Raw genomic sequence first — 17,651 nt, 5'->3', positions numbered from 1 at the left:
ACCGCTCCTCTATTGTTTTTTACTTGATCAGTGCATTACAGTCAACGATGAGTGCAACTTGACCGTCGCCTAGGATTGTTGCGCCTGAGATCGCAAACACGTTTGGCAGGTAATCTCCTAGTGATTTCAATACAACCTCTTGCTGACCAATAAATGAATCGACCACAAATGCTGTCAGCTTATCTCCTTTACGAACAACGATGATGTGCAGTTCTTCCTCTAATTCATTCGCATTTGGTACGTGGAATTGTTTCTTCAAGTACACGACCGGTACGATAAATCCGCGGAAATCAATTACTTCGCGATCATGCGTTTGAAGGATGTCGCTTTTCTTAATGACAGCCGTTTCAATAATAGAAGAAATCGGAATCGCAAATGTTTCCTCTTCCAGTTTTACAAGAAGTACAGAAATAATCGATAATGTAAGCGGAAGCTGGATCGAGAATAGTGAGCCCTGTCCTTCTGTTGAGTTGATGCTTACAGATCCGCCTAGTGATTCCAGCTTGTTTTTCACGACGTCAAGACCTACACCGCGGCCTGAGATGTCAGATATCTCATCAGCTGTAGAGAATCCTGCTGCAAAGATCAATGAATCAATTTGATGATCTTCAATGGTTTCCGCTTCTCTTTCTGTAATAACCCCGCGCTCTAATGCTTTTTCAAGCACTTTCTTACGGTTAATTCCGCCGCCATCATCTTCTACTTCAATGAAGACATGGTTTCCGCTATGATACGCCTTTAATAGAACGGTACCTTTTTCTGGCTTGCCTTTTTTCACACGTTCTTCTGGCGATTCAATTCCGTGATCTAGACTGTTTCTAAGTAAGTGTAGGAGCGGATCTCCAATCTCGTCGATGACTGTTCGATCAAGCTCAGTATCAGCACCTTCAATGATCAGTTCAATTTTTTTATTGAGCTCTTTCGTCAATTGACGGATCATACGCGGGAACCTGTTAAACACCGTTTCTACAGGTACCATTCTCATGTTCAGGATGATCGATTGCAGATCGCCTGAAATACGTGTCATTCTTTCGACCGTATCAGTGAGTTCGTTATTTTCAAGCTCTTTGGCAATCTGTTCTAAACGGCCTCTGTCAATCACCAGTTCTTCAAATAGATTCATAAGAGAGTCTAGACGATCGATGTTGACACGAATCGTTTTTGTTCCTCCTGCAGCTGAACCGTTATTGCCATTTGCTTTTGGTGCATCGTTTGCTGGTGCTTTCGCAGCAGGCACGGAGACTTCTTCTTTTTTCTGTTCAGGTTTTGCTTCTTGTTTTTCAGCTGGAGTCGCTTCTTCAAATGCAGAAACTTCCGAAATCTCAACTTGTTCAACTTCTGAGATCGTCATCACGATTTTTTTCACTTCGTCCATCGGTTGTTTAGATAAATAAGAAATACTGAATTCAGATTCGAAATCTTCTGATTCTAAAAGTTCTGCATTTGGAACTGTTTTGACGACCTCGCCTGCTTCGTTCAGTCTTTCAAAGATCATATAGACACGAACGGCTTTTAATAGGCATGCGTCACTTAATGTTACATTGAGTTCATAGCATTTAAAGCCTTGTTCCCTCGCTTCATCAAGCACTGTTCGTTCAAATTCGTTGTAGTCTAAGTCATTAGCAGCAGCCGCTGATACAGCCGCTGTTTCAACACTAGGAGCTGCCTCAGCATGGCTTCCTGTCACATCTAGCTTTTTACTAATCTCTGTGACATCGCGTTTCCCATCTCCGCCTTCTGCAATTGATTGAACCATTGCTTCAAGGTGATCAAGTGCTTCAAACATTGTGTCCATTGACTCAGGTGTGACAATCATTTGTTCATTTCGAATGGCATCAAACATGTTTTCTAAATGATGTGTTAGCTGAGCCATATCAGCGTAGCCCATCGTTGCACTCATGCCTTTCAATGTGTGAGCCGCTCTGAATATATCATTCACTAGCTGCAAGTCGGTTGGGTTCTTTTCTAAATCAAGAAGTTTTTCATTACAAGTTTGTAAGTGTTCTCTGCTTTCATCTAAAAAGATATCTAAGTATTGGTTTACATCCAACGTGTTCACGCCCTCTCTTTTTTCATGGAGCTTATAATTGCATGTGCGATGTCATCCACATGCCTTGTTTCATGTGCAAGGCCTGCTTTAATGACTGATTTAGGCATTCCGAAAACAACACATGATTCTTCTTTTTCTGCAATGACTTTTGTATGACCGCTTGCGACCATTTTTTTGACACCTTCTGTGCCGTCACTACCCATGCCTGTCATAATGACAGCAATTTTCTCGTAACCCTTTATATGACTGATGGATTCAAATAAATAGTTAACAGAAGGTTTGTGCCGGCTTTCCGTGTCCTCTGGAGATAGCCTGATGACTAAGGATGCCCCTTGTTCATGAAGTGACATATTCATTCCACCAGGCGCTATGTAAGCCACTCCATTTTTAGCGATGTCTCCATCTTGTGCTTCTTTAATCGAAATTTGAGATAAATGGTCTAACCTAGTAGCAAGTGATGCTGTAAATCCTGCCGGCATATGCTGCACAATCAAAATAGGTGCTTCTATGTCCTTAGGCAGCTTCGTGACAACTCGTTGAAGTGCCCTTGGCCCTCCCGTTGATGTTCCGATTGAAATAATCTTTCGGAGTGAGCCACTTTTTACGGCTTGCGGGCGAGGTGTAGCCACTGGAATTGGCGGCTTCATCACCGGCTTTGGAGAAACCTGTACTTCAGTGCGTTTCCTTGACAGCCCTGCCGCAAGCACCCGCTCTACAATTTGGCCTCTTACTTTGTGTAAATCGAGCGAAATACTTCCTGAAGGCTTTGTCACAAAGTCAAAAGCACCAAGTTCTAAGCAATGGATGGTTAAATCTTTCCCTTGCTTTGTCTGGCTTGACACCATAATCACGGCAAGGTCGTGTTCAGCCAGAATTTGTTTTAATGCTTCTGTTCCATTTAAAACAGGCATTTCCACATCTAATGTGACGACATCTGGATTCAGTTCCTTGATCCGTTTTAAGGCATCTTCCCCATTTCGCGCCGTTCCGACGACTTCTATTTCTTGCTCGGCACTTAGGAAATCACTAATGAGCTTTCGCATAAAGGCCGAGTCATCTACTACAAGCACTCTAATCATGAGTCCACCTTCCTCCTTTTAAAAAAAGAGGACAACTTATCTATAAACGTATGCTGCTCTCTCTGTGCCTCTCTTATCTGCTGTTGATAAAGTGTTTCTGCCAGCATCTTGATCGTTTTACTCAGCCGTGAATGAGGCTGCTTCAAATAAAATGGAATTTGTTCAGCCACCGCTTTTGGAACCGCAGGATCATCCGGCACAGCACCAGCAAATACTAGTTTTCTGTGTAAAAATGATGTGACCACTCCTGCTAATTTCCGATAGGTTTCTGACCCTTCTGACGGGGTTTTACACCGGTTGACAATGATTTGCACAGATTGTTCGAACTGATGAATCGCTAAGTATTTAATTGCGCTGTAGGCATCCATGATTGATGTTGGTTCTGGCGTTGTCACAACCACAACTTCTCCTGCTGATAAAACAAAAGGCAGTTGATCTTTAGACAAGCCAGCCCCCATATCAAAGAAGATACAATCAAAGTCGTGCATCATTCTTTCCATTTCCTCTAGAAAGAACGACCATTGATCTTTATCTAAAGAAAACAGCTGTTCAAGTCCGCTGCCACCAGAAATGTAATAAAGGTTGTTCGTTCCTTGGGTCATAGCTGCTTGGAAGGATTTCTTCCTGACAAGAACATCTAATATAGAGCTAGTCGAAGTTTTTCCTAGTAAAATATCAATATTGCCCATACCAAAATCAAGGTCGATGACTAACACTCGCTTCCCTGCATTTGCGATAGACAGTGCCATATTCAGCGTCAAATTCGATTTTCCAACCCCACCTTTACCGCTCATGACAGCAATGGTTTTTGCCTGTCCGCTTATACCAAGAGGAGCTGGTGCGATCGTTTGATTCTGCTGAACGAGCTTTCTTAAACCTTCTGCTTGGTCGGGCTTCATCATTGTAAGACCATCCTTGTTAATTCAAGAGGAGAGCCCTCAAGAATATCCTCAGGAACATTTTGACCATTTGTTAAAAAGCCAAGTCCAATTTGAGAGTCTGCAATGATTTGAAAGATGGTTCCCATCGTGTCTGTTTCATCTACCTTTGTAAAAATGAATTGATCGATTGGAACGTGTTCAAAGCGTTTAACCATGGCTTTCATGTCCTGATACTTCGAGGTCGCACTCATCACTAGAAAACTTTGAATGCTTTCATTAAATGGAATGATGTCTGTCAGCTCTTTGATATACGCTTCTTCTTTAAAGTTACGACCCGCTGTGTCTACGAAAATATGATCATACTCTTTAAACGTCTCTTGAGCTTTTACAAAATCCTCTCTCGAATAACAAACCTCAAGCGGTGCATTGAGCAGTTCCGCATATGTTTTCAGTTGTTCGATCGCTGCAATTCGGTACGTATCTGTTGTAATAAAAGCGATTTTCTTTTGCTTCTGAATGGCCGTTTTGGCAGCGAGCTTTGCAATCGTTGTTGTTTTACCAGCTCCAGTTGAACCAAACAGCACAATGTATTTTGAACGAATCATCGGCTCATCAGAGGTGTGAGCCGGCAGCATATCTGTCAGCTGTTGTTCAAGTTCTTTTTGAATTTGATCTTCCTTGACAGCACCCTTCGTTAAAAGACCTTTGAGGCATTCGTCTCGAATGACATCATCAAGACCTTGATCCTTCAGTTTTTGATCGATTGCCATGAGAGGATCAGGCAGAATACCAGCATGCCGCTCATTCCTCGCATATTCTAAAGGCTGAGCTTGAGAAGGTACTGGTTTCACTGCCTCAGGAGCAAGAGACGGCTCTTCAGGCCGGTGTTGAATCTGCTCCTTTTTCGGAAATACTGGAAGAGGAGGCGCAGGGTGTCCACCTTTACCCGCTCTTTCTTCAAAATCTTGATCCAGCACTGCAATCACTTCAACCATTTGCTGTTTCTTTAAACCGAACAGCTTTCGTTTCACAACGGTTTTGGAATTTAAAATGACGGCATCCTTTCCAAGCTGCTGCCTAATTTGAATCGTTGCCTCCTGCATTGAATTCGCTGTGATTTTTTTCATTTTCATTAGATATCCACCACTCCGATGCTCTGTACTTCCACATTTGCTTCTAGTTCGTTATAAGATAGTACCGGTAAATCCGGGAAATATCTTTCTAACAGCTGCTTGACGTACATTCTTATAGGAGGTGAGCACAATAGAACCGGCGTTTCCTGACGAAGCGAAAGCTGTTCAATTTCTCTCGCCACTGATTGAATCACACTTTCAGAGGATTCTGGATCTAACGATAAGTAGTTGCCATGCTCTGTCTGCTGTACGCTGTCAGCAATCACCTTTTCCACTCGGCCTGAGCATGTCACGACTTTGAGCGATTCATTTTCTCTCGCATATTGTGCAGTAATCTGTCTTGCCAGCGCCTGTCTGACATACTCTGTTAACAAATCTGTATCCGTCGTTAATTTTCCGTAGTCTGCAAGCGTCTCAAAAATGGTGACAAGATTTCGAATAGAAACCTTTTCTTTCAGCAGTTTTGCCAACACTTTTTGAATATCACCAACTGCTAGTGGGTTTGGCGTCACCTCATCCACTAAGACAGGATAACTTTCTTTTAGATGATCGATTAATTGCTTCGTTTCTTGGCGCCCGAGCAGTTCGTGTGTGTTTTGTCTAATTTTCTCTGTAATGTGAGTAGACACAACCGATGCAGGATCTACAACCGTATAGCCAAGCATCTCAGCCTGATCTTTTTCTGCTTCTGAGATCCATTTAGCCGGAAGACCAAAGGATGGCTCAATTGTTTCAATCCCTTCAATCGGATCATCATCAGGCGTTGGAGACATCGCTAAGTAATGATCAAGCAGCAGCTCTCCTTTTGCTACTTCGTTCCCTTTAATTTTCAACCGGTATTCATTTGGGTTCAGTGCAATATTGTCCCGGATCCGTACGACTGGAATGACAAGACCAAGTTCGAGGGCAAGCTGCCTTCGGATCATCACAATTCGGTCTAACAGGTCACCGCCCTGATTTGCATCAGCGAGCGGGATGAGGCCGTAGCCAAATTCAAATTCAATGGCATCCATTTGCAGGAGATGAATAACGCTTTCTGGACTTTTCATCTCTTCTACCTCTGCCTGTTCCTCCAGTACCTCTTCAATTTCTTCTTGGTCTTGTTTGTTTTTCGACATCATGTATGCGCCAAGTGCAATTAAACCTGCGATCGGTCCTGTCAAAAGTATGCCGATTGGTGTAAACAGCCCAAGAAGGAAGATCGTGCCTGCTGTGACATAAAGCATAGCTGGGAATGCAAAGAGCTGACCTGTAATGTCTGATCCAAGGTTTCCGTTAGAAGCTGCTCTCGTAACAACAATCCCTGTCGCCGTTGAAATGAGGAGTGCCGGAATTTGAGAAACAATTCCGTCCCCTACTGTTAACAGGGTAAAGTGGGAAGCTGATTCTTGAATCGACATGCCTTGCTGAAGCATCCCAATAATAATTCCAAATATAATATTGATGATAACGATGATAATACCAGCGATGGCGTCCCCTTTAACGAACTTACTGGCACCGTCCATCGCTCCATAAAAGTCTGCTTCCCTCGCTACTTTTTCACGGCGGTTTCTTGCTTCACTTTCTGTCAGCATCCCTGCATTTAAATCAGCGTCAATACTCATTTGTTTACCTGGCATCGCATCAAGTGTAAATCTTGCCGCAACCTCTGATACACGCTCAGCCCCTTTAGTAATAACAATAAACTGAATGATGATCAGAATAAGGAAAACAACGAGACCAACGATGATATTTCCTCCAACAACAAATGAACCAAACGTTTCTACAACCTTTCCAGCATCTCCTGTTGAAAGAATAGAACGTGTTGTAGAGATGTTAAGCCCTAAACGAAACAGTGTTAAGAGCAAAAGCAATGATGGAAAAATTGAAAATTCCAGTGGTTCTTGCATGTTCATAGTGGTGAGAAGCACGATAAGCGCAAGAGAAATATTAATAATGATTAAAATACTTAATAGCATTGGCGGAAACGGTATGACCAGCATCGCCACAATTAAAATAACACTGAATATAACAGATAAATCTCTTGCTGACATGCCTGTTCTCTCCTTTTAAAACCAAAAATTCATAAAATCTTTTGTTTCGTTTTATAGACGTAAGCTAAAATTTCTGCGATCGCCTTAAAGTATTCCTCTGGGACCGCTTGGTCGATGTCGACCTGATCATATAGTGCCCGAGCGAGCGGCCGGTTTTCTACGGTCATGATATCGTGCTCTTTCGCAATCGTTCTAATTTTCAAAGCTAAAATATCTGTTCCCTTTGCCACAACAAAGGGCGCGTCCATCTTTTCTTCGTCATATTTCAAAGCAATTGCATAGTGGGTTGGGTTTGTAATGATGACGTCCGCTTTTGGGACTTCCTGCATCATCCGTCTCATGGCCATTTCCCGCTGGCGCTGTTTAATCTTAGATTTTATGAGCGGGTCACCCTCTGATTTTTTATACTCATCTTTGATGTCTTGTTTGGACATCCGTAAGTTTTTTTCATAATCAAATTTCTGATACATATAATCAAGCCCTGCTAAGATCATGAGAGCACCTGCTGCATATAGCCCCATAATCAAGGTCATATTTGCGACGAAATGAAGGGTTTCCTCTGCTGTTAATAAAGGAAGCCTCAGGATTTCGTCAAAGTGCATCCAAAGTGCAATAAATGTCGCAAAACCAATTAAACCAATTTTCAAAATGGATTTTAATAGCTCTACGAGGGCTCGAATACTGTATATCCGTTTAAACCCTTTAATAGGATCTAGCTTTTCTAATTTCGGTTTGATGATTTCTGTTGAAAAGAGAAAGCCAACTTGTAAATAGTTACTGATAACGCCTGCCAGCATACCAACACCAAGGATTGGCATGAGAAGGAGCCCTGTTTCATGAAGCAATTCCACAAATAGTTGATGAATATTAGATGTGCTAACCTTCATTAGCATCGTTGTTGAATAAAAACGTTCAATGAGCGCAATAATACGCTCTTTCATAAAAGGCCCAATAAAAAAGAATGATAAAAAGATTAATAGAAATGAGATGGCTGTATTGACGTCGGTACTTTTGGCAACCTGACCTTTTTTACGTGAATCTTGTCTCTTTTTCGGCGTTGCTTTTTCTGTTTTTTCGCCTGCGAAAAATTGCAAGTCTAGTCTAAGTCTTGTCATCATGACGAACCACCGACCAATGCTAAGAAATTCCTCATGGTGAGTACAATCGTATCAAATGTATTTTGGACAACCCCGAAGATGACGCCCATACAGATGATGATCATAATAAAACTCACACCCATTTTAATAGGAAGTCCGACAACAAAAACGTTCATCTGTGGAACTGTTCGTGCCACAATGCCCAGTGCCAAATCGACCAAAAACAAGCTGGCAACGACCGGTGCTGAGATTTGAAAGGCAATGATGAACATTTGGTTGAAGCTCTTTGCAATAAAATAAGCAAAGGATTCACTGCCGAAATTCAGTGCGTACTGATCAACTGCAATATATTGAAAGCTGTAATAGATTCCATCAAGCAGCAGGTGGTGTGCATTGGTTGCCAGCATCAATAGCAATGTGACCGTATAAAAAAACTGCCCCATCAGCGGCGTTTGCGCCCCTGTTTGCGGATCAATCACATTGGCGATCGCAAAGCCCATTTGAAAATCAATAAATGAGCCGGCAATTTGAACAGCGGACACCATGATATATGCAATCAAACCAAGCAGAAGTCCGACCATTGCTTCTTTCACCGCAAGCATCATATAAAGACCGTCTATGTCGAGTGCTGGCGGTTCCTTAATCGTGCTAAAACTAATCACGGCTAAAAACAGAGAGAATCCAACTCTGTGTACAGCTGGGATCGTTCTATGCGCTAAAAGCGGTACTGTCACAAAAAAAGCGGTGATCCGAATAAAAACTAATAGAAAAGCAGGGAATAATTCTATGATTGACATCGCTCGTTAACCTGCAAATCGATCTAAATTCGAGAACAGCTCTGTCGTAAAGGACACAATGGTTGACAGCATCCATGGACCAAACACAACAAGCCCGATAAGAACTGCAACAATTTTAGGAATGAACGCAAGCGTCTGTTCTTGAATTTGGGTTGTCGCCTGAAACACACTGACAATCAGTCCCACAATAAGAGCGAGCGCTAGAAGCGGCCCACTGACAAGCAATACCACATACACTGATCTTTCAGCCATCGTAATGACAAATTCTGAACTCATGTTTTAAGCACCTACTCTAAAAGCTTTGCAGCAAAGATTTAACAATCAAATACCATCCATCGACTAAAACAAATAACAATATTTTAAAAGGGAGCGATATCATAACCGGCGGAAGCATCATCATCCCCATTGACATCAGAACACTTGCGACCACCATGTCAATAATTAAAAAGGGAATAAAGATCATGAAACCAATTTGAAATGCCGTCTTTAATTCTGAAATCGCAAAAGCGGGTACCATCGCCGTTAACGGAATATCTTTTATCGATTCAGGTGTATCGATTTTTGCGTAACTAAGAAATAAAGCCAAATCCTTCTGTCTCGTATGTTTACTCATAAATTCTTTAATGGGCACTTCGGCTTTTTCATATGCCTGATTGAGCGTAATGTCATCATTTAAAAGCGGCGTGAGTGCCTCTTTATTAATCTCTGAGAACGTGGGTGCCATGATAAAAAATGTGAGAAACAATGCAAGCCCTACAAGCACTTGGTTTGGCGGCATTGAGTTGGTTGCAAGTGACGTTCTAACGAATGAAAGTACAATCACAATTCGTGTAAAACACGTCATTAAAATGAGAATGCCTGGTGCAACCGAAAATACGGTTAAAAGTAAAAGAAGACGGACAGACGTGCTAATATTCCCTGCACCGCTGGAATTAAATAAATCGATAAACTCATTCATTTTGTTTCGGGCCTTTCTTTCTGACTTCTGATTGGGTCTTTTTCAATTCGGCTAGCTGCGCCTTCAAATTGGCTGAAAAAGAAGAAGTGGTTGGCTGATCCTGTTTCTTTATCTGAGATGTGAATTTTTGAACGATTTTTGGTAAATCTGTTTTACTTTCCATCGCTTCTTCATATTGTTTCACGATCGCTTCACATTCTTGTTCATCATCAATTTCTTTTAGCAGCTGGATTGAGTCCGCTACTCCGACAACTAATACTCGTTTGCCCACTTTTATAAGCTGGACTGAACGGTTTTGGCCAACCGTCGTTCCGCCAATATTTTCAACATAGCGAAATGGTTTAAGTAAGCGGTTTTGCTTACCAACAAATCTCACCAATCCATAAATAAGCAGGATGACAAAAAGTAAGGCACCAATCATTTTGACAAAATCCATAATGGAGACAGAAGAAGAGGGAACTTCTTCTGCCGGATTCGTTTGATTGTCAGTGGTTGTCTTTTCTGTATCCTTTTTGCTGCCTTTCTCTTCTTTGAGCCAGTCATTCACTGTGCCATTTTCAGGATCTTTCGTTTCAGCAAACAGTGAGGCAGGCTGTATCGTTAAGAAAAGCATAAAACTGATCATTGCTATACATACCAAACGTTTTTTCAACAAGTCTTACACCCTTTTTTAGCCTAACGTTTTATTAATTGCTTCAAGTACACGGTCTGCCTGGAACGGCTTCACGATAAAGTCTTTTGCACCTGCTTGGATCGCGTCAATAACCATTGACTGCTGGCCCATTGCTGAACACATGATGATTTTTGCAGAAGCGTCGATTTGTTTAATTTCTTTTAATGCTGTGATCCCGTCCATTTCTGGCATTGTGATATCCATTGTGACAAGATCAGGAGATGTTTCTTTAAATTTTTCAACTGCTTGAGCGCCGTTTTCTGCTTCTCCTACTACATCAAATCCGTTTTTTACAAGAATATCCTTTATCATCATTCTCATGAATGCTGCATCATCTACGATTAATACCTTAGTAGCCATTTACTTATTCTCTCCCTGTATGTTTGTTTATTTTAAATTAGAAAGTCTTTCTGACTGACTTAAAATATCAGTCACACGAACACCAAAGTTCTCATCAATGACAACGACTTCCCCTTTGGCGACGATTCGTTTGTTCACTAGAATGTCTACTGGCTCACCAGCAAGTTTGTCCAGTTCAATGATACTTCCTGCTGAAAGCTCAAGGACTTCTTTGACACTTCGCTGAGTTCTTCCAAGTTCCACCGTAATGGAAAGCGGAATGTCCATCAGCATATCAAGATTTCCAAGCTGGCTTGTTGTATGCTGAGGCTCACTGAACGCTTCAAATTCAACTGGTGCCACATTTACAGGTGCTGCCGGCTTTGGCTTCGCCTGTCTTTTCGGCGGAGCAGCTTGCTGCGCTGGTGCAGACTGCGTTTGAGGTGCTGCCTGCTGAGGTTCAGGTGTGCTCACTTGCGTGTCTTGAACCGGCTCTTCCTCCTGCGCTGGGTCTGTTAATTCTGCGATTAAATCTTTCGCAAATGTAATAGGATAAAGCTGCATAATATTTGAATCAATGAGCTCTCCTATTTTTAATCTGAAGGACACTTTGACAAGCATTTCTTCAGCTGGGATCCGGTCTGTTCCTTCTCCTTCTTTCACATCAAGTAATTCGACGCGAGGCGGAGAAATATCAATCTTTTTATTAAAGACCGTCGACATGGATGTCGCAGCAGAACCCATCATTTGGTTCATCGCTTCTTGCACTGCACTTAAGTGAATCTCGCTTAAAGAAGGGTCAGCATTTGTCCCGTCTCCGCCCATCATTAAGTCCGCAATGACTGCTGCATCTGTTTGCTGGACGACAAGCAGGTTACTTGCGCTGAAGCCTTCCGTATAATTCACTTCAATCGCGACATACGGATGAGGAAATTCCTCATTCAGCATACTTTTTTGAATCACTGTCACAGTTGGAGTGGTAATCTCCACTTTTTGATTTAATAGGGTTGAAAGTGCTGTAGCAGAACTGCCGAATGAAATATTTCCGATTTCTCCAATGGCATCTTGCTCCATTGCAGAAAGGATTGTTTCAGGCTCTATATCGTCATTGCTGCCTCCTTTAAGGAGCGCATCGATTTCGTCTTGTGATAATTTACTTCCGTTATTCTCCATCTTCTTCACCTCTTATGTCGTGATCTAGAATTTGAATCGCCTGTTTCCGATTCACGCGGCCGGCCTGTCCCAAGAATTTCGGTTTATTTCCGACCATAACAGTAAGAGGCGCATTTACTGGTTTGTCCAAGGCAATACAATCACCAATTTCCAAATTCAAAAACTCTTCCACCGTCATTTCCGATTCCCCTAGCTCTGCGACTACCGGTATCTTTGCCGTCATAATCCGTTTTTCAATAGCCTTTGTTTCTTGTTGTTTTGGTTCATTTCGTTCAGACTGCATCCAGTAGTGTACAGACAGCTTTGGAATAATAGGCTCTAATACAACATGAGGAATACATAGGTTAATAACCCCGCTTACCTCACCAATTTGTGTATTAAGAGAAATGACGACAACTGTTTCGTTTGGTGACACCATTTGAACAAACTGGGGATTTACCTCGAAATCTGCCATTTCAGGCTCGATGTCGGTTATGGACTGCCACGCTTCTCTGTAATTTTCCAAAGCTCCCTCAAACATGTTTGAGATAATCTTTGTTTCGATTTCTGTAAGTGATTCTGTCTTATTATGACTAATGCCTATCCCGCCCATCAGCCTGTCCATCATGGCATAGCCGATTGTTGGGTTCACTTCAAGCATAATTCTTCCTTCAAGCGGGCTGACATAAAATAAGTTTAATAATGTCATATTAGGAATCGAACGAATAAATTCTTCGTATGGTACTTGGTCAACCGAGCTGACAGTAATTTGAATATATGATCTTAGCTGAGCTGAAAAGTGTGTGGTGAGCAGTCTAGCGAAGTTATCGTGAATCCTTGTTAAACTTCGAATCTGGTCTTTCGAAAAGCGAAGTGCACGTTTAAAATCATACACCTTTACTTTTTTCGTCGTTTCTTCTTTTTTCAGCTCTTCTGCATCCATTTCGCCTGTAGATATGGCGGATAATAATGCATCGATCTCATTCTGGGAAAGCACTTCTCCTGACATTTCTTCACCTCCATCGTGTCAATTAATCGCCTCTATTGCAGATTAAAGGAGGTTATATATACTTCTTTCACCTTGCCATCTTGCAAATAGTTATTCACTTTGTTTTTAACTAGTGTTTTAAAATGTTCTCTGCCTTTTTTGCCATCAAGTTCATCTGCATTTGTGTCTGATAAAATGTCAATTACGGCGTCTTTCACTTGAAAACTTCTTTTCTCGAGCTCTTCTTTTGCTTTTTCAGAGTCTGTTTCAATATTCAATACAAGTTTGACCGCATTTCCTTCAGACTTTAAATTGGTGATAATCTCAGGAATTTCAACAGAAGCTTTTACGACTTCATCTGCTGTTGGCTCTTTTTCAGCTTTTGCTTCTTCTGAACCATTCAACAGAAAAATGATGCCTGCTCCTATTCCGCCGATGGCAATAATCATGATTAGCATTACTACGACTAATTTCTTCTTCATTCAAATTCCTCTATTCCTTGATTCAATGAAATGACTTGGATTTTTCTGTAGAAAGAAATGATTTTCTCTTGAAGCTGCTCTTCATTTTCTTTCACAACGAATTTCTTTCCATTGGCTAATGTAATGGTCGTGTCTGGAAAGCTTTCGATTTGCTCGATATGGAGAGCGTTCAGCATAAATCCTTTGCCATTCAATCTTGTCACTTCGATCATATTAAGCAGAGAAGCGATCATCCGCTCCCCCTACCTCCTATCGTTTCAGATTCACAAGCTCTTGCAGGATTTCATCAGATGTTGTGATCGTCTTTGCATTCGATTGGAATCCACGCTGCGCGATAATCATTTCGGTAAACTCGTCTGTTAAATCAACGTTTGACATTTCAAGTTTCCCTGTTTGAAGTTCACCTGTTCCTTGACTTCCAGGAGCGATGGCATTACTTGGCGCACCGGAACTTAGTGTTTGGCGGTATAGGTTATCCCCAACTTTATCTAATCCTCCTGCATTACTGAATGACACAAGTGATACTTGCCCAACAGTACGAGAAACGTTGTTCTCAACAACAGAAACGGTCCCATCTGGCCCAACACTGACACTTGACACATTGTCTCGTGGAATGTTGATTTTTTGCCCATCCATGCCAAGTAGATAGTTTCCATCAGGTGTTGCCAAATCCCCATTTGAATCAGGTTTGAAGTTCCCTGTTCTTGTAAATAGGATTTCACCTTGCTTTTGAATACGGAAAAATCCATCTCCATTAATATAGAAATCAAATGGTTCGTCTGTATTTTGAGAAGAACCTGATTTCATGATTTTATCAATAGAAGATAAAGATGATCCTAAACCAATTTGTTTAGAGTTGATTGAGCCAGAGTTGTTCGTTGGTCCACCTGAGCTTGAAATTGTTTGACTGACCATATCTTTAAAAGTGATACGGCTTTTTTTGTATCCGTGTGTATTGACGTTGGCTACGTTGTTGGCTACCACATCTAATTTTGATTGGAAGTTTTTCATTCCGCTAATTCCTGAGTAAAGTGAGCGTAACATTTATTTTCCTCCTCGAATTACTTCGTTTTTTCTCCAACTGCTGTAACATCCCAAGGGCTGATTTTCGTTCCATCTTCTAAAACAAGTAAGTATTCATTGTCTATGTTTTTAACAGACTTCACAGTGCCCGATATCTCTTTATCATCCAACTTGCCCGATACTTCTTTACCAATCCAGCCTACATACGTCGTAAACGGATCTTGGTGTGCAACAAATGTAGACATGAGCTGATTCAGCTTGGTGATAGAATCGTTCATATTGGTTTGCTGTTCTAAAGATGAAAATGTCGCAAGCTGTGTGACAAACTCACGGTCATCTAGTGGGTTTGTCGGATCTTGGTTTTGAAGCTGCGTGAGCAAAATTTTCAAGAATTGATCTTTGCCGAGCGTATCTGTTTTCTTTTCTGCTTTTGAAGAAGTGTCTGTTTGTGCGACTGTTCTATTCGTAGCATCAACTGTTGCCATTAGATTTCCTCCTCTTCTTCATCTGACCCAACAAGAGCATCCAGTACATCTTGGAATTCTGCTTCCTGTTCATCAGGCTTTTGGAAATTCTGCCCTTTTGACTGTTGCTGCTTGTTTTCTTCGTTAAATTGTCCAAATAACGGCTGCTCATTTGATTGAAGCGGTATATGAAAACGGTCCACTTGAACCGACATATTCGGAAGCGCCTGCTTGAGCTGCGGAAGGTGATGCTCTAGCAGTTCTTTTGCTGCCTGTGTCGAAGCTGTAATTTTACTCGCATACATACCATTTTGCTTCGTCAGCTGAATCGTGATAAATCCGAGATTTTCTGGATTTAACCGAACTGTAAAGCGCCCACTTGAGTTGCCAAATGGCGTGAATTTCATTTGCTTCCACGTATTTAGAATTTGCTGATCAACCGTTCCCGGCTTTTCATCAGTTGTTTGTGTCTGCTGAACAGGAGCTGCTGATTGCAGTTGAAAAAACTGCTTATGACCTGGCAACAGCGTATGAGTGATTGTTTTTTCAGAAGCAGGTGCAGCAGTGCTTTGTCCTTTGACAACTTCCTTTTTGATGAGCCATTCAAGAGAGTTAGCCCCTTTTGCAGGAGTAGCAAGAGTAGATTCTTGTCTTGGAGAGACCAATTCTTTTAACTCTCCTAAAGCAATCTTCAACTCTTTGTCTGACCCTTTTGCATTTGCCATCATATGGTCGATTAACTGATTAAAGTGTTTCAGCTCACTTTGAGACATCGAATTCAGCTTTGGTGCTGAACCCTGCGAGAAAAACTGCTCTTTTACTTGCTGAATCAGTTTCTCATCTACTCCATTTTTTGAAAGAAAGTGAATGAAGTCTTGACCCTTTGCTTCAATATCTTGCACTAGCTTTGCATCAAAGCTGAGCGGCTGTTGATTGAGTAGTTGATATATGAAAAAGTGGACTTGTATGAGCTGCTCACTATGTTCAGAAGCTGACTTATCCGTTTGATCACCGTAAATGGATGATTCCATTTTTTGAAATAGCTCTTCTAGTGACTTGAGATCAGACGAATCAAGCATTTGACCTTGAAGTGTTTGAAGCGCGCTAAGAAGGTCTCCGTTGATGCCTTCTTCAGGCGATTGCATCCATTTTTCAATGATTTGCATCGCATCATTGATGGAAAGAGTAGCACCCGCTGTCTCAGCATTCACAAGGCCGCTTTGTGCGCCTGCCCCGCTAAGTAATTGTTTAAACAACCCGCTTGCAGATGCCGCGCCGCTCCCCTTTGGTCCCGAGAGACCTTGAGACGATTGCTGTAAGGCTCCAATATCCAATAGCTTCACTTATTGTCCACCCCCATTTTCACTTTCTTTTTTAGAAAGCTCTTTCGTAAACGTAGCTGCCTTCTGAGGTGTTAGTTTTGCTAATATGTCTGTTAGTTTATTTTTGCTCAGCTCTTCGAGGATCTTCAATGCCTCTTTATCACTTAATTCTGATAAAATTTTGGCGGATTTCCCTGCGTCCATGCTTTCATAGATACTGGCAATCTTCCCTTTCGGTTTCTGGTTAGAGGCTGCTGCCCCATCAGAAGTTGTCCCTGATGCATTATTACCTGATGTATCGCTTGATGAGCTGCTATTTGATGAACTGTCATCCGCTGAATTATCATTCGCATCATTTTCAGATGTTTTTTCGAGTGAACTGATTTTTTGATTCAGTCTTTTAATCTCTTCATCACTTGTTTTTAAGTCTTTTTGTGCAATTTCAAGTTCATTCTTTTGCTCTTTAATGGTCTTTTTCAGTTCCTTCAATTCTGCATCGCTTTGATTATTATGTGAAGATGACGTTTTTGAGGTGTCATCTGAACCAACCAAACTACTGACGCCCGGAATGTTTTGGAGCGGTTTCTTCAGATCAAAACCTGCCATATAAAGGATTGTGCCAGTCACTAACACAAGCACAATCAATGGGATGATGACAATAAACAAGATCCATTGAAATTTACCGCCGCTTGATTCTTTCGTTTTTTCCTTCTTAGGCATTCATCTCGACTCCTAATGTCCTTGAAACATGAATTGGCTGATAGAGATATCATCCATTTCTTTCATTTCAATGGCCTTATGTTCAAGGGAAAACTTTTCGTACTGCTTTTCTTTCATTTTTTCAAACTTTTTAAACTCGATGTTTTTTTCAGTTAAATCAGATTGTTTTTCATTCATTTGATGGCGTTTCATGATCACAAGCTGCTGATAATGCTGAATGGTGTTATCTAAATTGGTCACAAATTGCTGATAATGACGCATTTCTTGAACACTCATACCACTTCTCAGCTTTTCTTCTTTGCTTTTTTCCATTAATTCTTTTTTACTCATATTTTCATAGAGCTTTTCAGCGACTTGCTCAAATGCCGAAACGGATTGTTGGTACGCTGCGAGTGACTTGTCTTTTTCACTTTCTTTCAGTTCTAAGAGCTTTTGAAATTTGTATTGATATCTCACTGTT

General features: G+C 41.4%; 20 protein-coding genes. All 20 read right to left on the bottom strand.

What is annotated here, in order from left to right; translation table 11 throughout:
- Window positions 1–19: 19 nt before the first annotated feature.
- Genes NSQ36_RS07950 through fliJ form a run of 20 tightly spaced genes read right to left on the bottom strand, consistent with a single transcriptional unit; the run spans window position 20 to window position 17,647 of the window.
- Window positions 20–2,050, bottom strand: coding sequence for a chemotaxis protein CheA (locus NSQ36_RS07950; RefSeq protein ID WP_212045863.1), 2,031 nt, complete (start codon window positions 2,048–2,050; stop codon window positions 20–22).
- Window positions 2,051–2,055: 5 nt separating this feature from the next.
- Window positions 2,056–3,129: a chemotaxis response regulator protein-glutamate methylesterase gene (locus NSQ36_RS07945; RefSeq protein ID WP_003210900.1), complete on the bottom strand. Its 1,074-nt coding sequence runs from the start codon at window positions 3,127–3,129 to the stop codon at window positions 2,056–2,058.
- The gene (locus NSQ36_RS07940) at window positions 3,126–4,031 is read right to left on the bottom strand and encodes a MinD/ParA family protein (protein ID WP_339207153.1); all 906 of its coding nucleotides are present in this window, start codon (window positions 4,029–4,031) and stop codon (window positions 3,126–3,128) included. Before NSQ36_RS07940 ends, NSQ36_RS07945 begins: the two co-directional genes overlap by 4 nt.
- Window positions 4,028–5,143 (bottom strand): flagellar biosynthesis protein FlhF, encoded by a 1,116-nt coding sequence (gene flhF / locus NSQ36_RS07935; protein ID WP_106032949.1) that lies wholly within the window; start codon window positions 5,141–5,143, stop codon window positions 4,028–4,030. The genes NSQ36_RS07940 and flhF overlap by 4 nt, the downstream gene beginning before the upstream one ends.
- On the bottom strand, window positions 5,143–7,176 hold the full coding sequence (gene flhA / locus NSQ36_RS07930) for a flagellar biosynthesis protein FlhA (protein ID WP_003212241.1): 2,034 nt from the start codon (window positions 7,174–7,176) through the stop codon (window positions 5,143–5,145). The genes flhF and flhA overlap by 1 nt, the downstream gene beginning before the upstream one ends.
- Window positions 7,177–7,205: 29 nt before the next feature.
- Window positions 7,206–8,294: a flagellar biosynthesis protein FlhB gene (flhB, locus tag NSQ36_RS07925; RefSeq protein WP_284906491.1), complete on the bottom strand. Its 1,089-nt coding sequence runs from the start codon at window positions 8,292–8,294 to the stop codon at window positions 7,206–7,208.
- The gene (gene fliR / locus NSQ36_RS07920) at window positions 8,291–9,070 is read right to left on the bottom strand and encodes a flagellar biosynthetic protein FliR (RefSeq protein WP_012009967.1); all 780 of its coding nucleotides are present in this window, start codon (window positions 9,068–9,070) and stop codon (window positions 8,291–8,293) included. The genes flhB and fliR overlap by 4 nt, the downstream gene beginning before the upstream one ends.
- 6 nt (window positions 9,071–9,076) lie before the next feature.
- Window positions 9,077–9,346 (bottom strand): flagellar biosynthesis protein FliQ, encoded by a 270-nt coding sequence (gene fliQ / locus NSQ36_RS07915; RefSeq protein ID WP_003211206.1) that lies wholly within the window; start codon window positions 9,344–9,346, stop codon window positions 9,077–9,079.
- 16 nt (window positions 9,347–9,362) lie between these two features.
- Window positions 9,363–10,028, bottom strand: coding sequence for a flagellar type III secretion system pore protein FliP (fliP, locus tag NSQ36_RS07910; protein ID WP_003211147.1), 666 nt, complete (start codon window positions 10,026–10,028; stop codon window positions 9,363–9,365).
- Window positions 10,021–10,680, bottom strand: a complete 660-nt coding sequence (fliZ, locus tag NSQ36_RS07905; protein ID WP_226805181.1) for a flagella biosynthesis regulatory protein FliZ — start codon at window positions 10,678–10,680, stop codon at window positions 10,021–10,023. The genes fliP and fliZ overlap by 8 nt, the downstream gene beginning before the upstream one ends.
- Before the next feature lie 18 nt (window positions 10,681–10,698).
- A complete protein-coding gene (locus tag NSQ36_RS07900) occupies window positions 10,699–11,061 on the bottom strand; it encodes a response regulator (protein ID WP_003212360.1) in 363 nt (120 codons plus the stop codon).
- Between the two features lie 27 nt (window positions 11,062–11,088).
- Window positions 11,089–12,213 carry a flagellar motor switch phosphatase FliY gene (gene fliY, locus NSQ36_RS07895; protein WP_050945045.1) on the bottom strand — a complete coding sequence of 375 codons (1,125 nt, stop codon included), beginning with the start codon at window positions 12,211–12,213 and terminating at the stop codon, window positions 11,089–11,091.
- Window positions 12,203–13,201 carry a flagellar motor switch protein FliM gene (gene fliM / locus NSQ36_RS07890; RefSeq protein WP_003212239.1) on the bottom strand — a complete coding sequence of 333 codons (999 nt, stop codon included), beginning with the start codon at window positions 13,199–13,201 and terminating at the stop codon, window positions 12,203–12,205. The genes fliY and fliM overlap by 11 nt, the downstream gene beginning before the upstream one ends.
- Before the next feature lie 32 nt (window positions 13,202–13,233).
- Window positions 13,234–13,662 carry a flagellar basal body-associated protein FliL gene (fliL, locus tag NSQ36_RS07885; protein ID WP_003212424.1) on the bottom strand — a complete coding sequence of 143 codons (429 nt, stop codon included), beginning with the start codon at window positions 13,660–13,662 and terminating at the stop codon, window positions 13,234–13,236.
- Window positions 13,659–13,874 (bottom strand): flagellar FlbD family protein, encoded by a 216-nt coding sequence (locus NSQ36_RS07880; protein ID WP_034620035.1) that lies wholly within the window; start codon window positions 13,872–13,874, stop codon window positions 13,659–13,661. The genes fliL and NSQ36_RS07880 overlap by 4 nt, the downstream gene beginning before the upstream one ends.
- Window positions 13,875–13,911: 37 nt before the next feature.
- Window positions 13,912–14,706 (bottom strand): flagellar basal body rod protein FlgG, encoded by a 795-nt coding sequence (gene flgG / locus NSQ36_RS07875; protein ID WP_339207149.1) that lies wholly within the window; start codon window positions 14,704–14,706, stop codon window positions 13,912–13,914.
- A 17-nt stretch (window positions 14,707–14,723) separates the two neighbouring features.
- On the bottom strand, window positions 14,724–15,170 hold the full coding sequence (gene flgD, locus NSQ36_RS07870) for a flagellar hook assembly protein FlgD (protein WP_251191269.1): 447 nt from the start codon (window positions 15,168–15,170) through the stop codon (window positions 14,724–14,726).
- Window positions 15,170–16,492 carry a flagellar hook-length control protein FliK gene (locus tag NSQ36_RS07865; protein ID WP_251191270.1) on the bottom strand — a complete coding sequence of 441 codons (1,323 nt, stop codon included), beginning with the start codon at window positions 16,490–16,492 and terminating at the stop codon, window positions 15,170–15,172. The genes flgD and NSQ36_RS07865 overlap by 1 nt, the downstream gene beginning before the upstream one ends.
- Window positions 16,493–17,191 carry a MotE family protein gene (locus tag NSQ36_RS07860; protein ID WP_251191271.1) on the bottom strand — a complete coding sequence of 233 codons (699 nt, stop codon included), beginning with the start codon at window positions 17,189–17,191 and terminating at the stop codon, window positions 16,493–16,495.
- Window positions 17,192–17,203: 12 nt separating this feature from the next.
- Window positions 17,204–17,647, bottom strand: a complete 444-nt coding sequence (gene fliJ, locus NSQ36_RS07855) for a flagellar export protein FliJ (protein WP_034620036.1) — start codon at window positions 17,645–17,647, stop codon at window positions 17,204–17,206.
- Window positions 17,648–17,651 lie beyond the last annotated feature (4 nt).

Source organism: Bacillus sp. FSL W8-1143 (assembly GCF_037965155.1).
Taxonomy (GTDB): Bacteria; Bacillota; Bacilli; order Bacillales; family Bacillaceae; genus Bacillus; species Bacillus pumilus.
Note: the sequence above shows the minus strand (reverse complement) of the source record. Positions and strands in the feature narration are given on the sequence as shown.